This is a genomic window from Paraburkholderia sp. NMBU_R16 (assembly GCF_013282575.1).
Classification (GTDB): domain Bacteria; phylum Pseudomonadota; class Gammaproteobacteria; order Burkholderiales; family Burkholderiaceae; genus Trinickia.
The window spans coordinates 1-252 of the sequence record NZ_JAAAYE010000449.1; the positions used below are offsets into that span (position 1 = coordinate 1).

Annotated in this window: 1 pseudogene; it reads left to right on the forward strand. The window is 61.9% G+C overall.

From position 1 onward, the window contains the following. Positions 1 to 126: 126 nt before the first annotated feature. Positions 127 to 252 (forward strand): annotated as a pseudogene (locus GWC77_RS28770) (transposase); the annotation flags it as partial.

Below are 252 nucleotides of genomic sequence, written 5' to 3' on the forward strand. Positions count from 1 at the left end.
GCGGCATCATGCGACGCACCAGGGCTTCTTTTCGTTCTGCTGAGTAGGCTTTCATTCATGCCGATTCTACCGCCCCCGGACCTCGTCTAAGATTCAGACGACACGACAACTATTCTGACGCCGGGGGCCATCGAGACCGCCCTGATGCTGGGCAGTGCGTTGCGGATGCGCTCGCGTCAGACCGAGGGTCTGCTGCGTTCGGTGCTGCAACTGAAGGGGCTCGCGCTGCCGGTTCCGGATCACACCACCCTG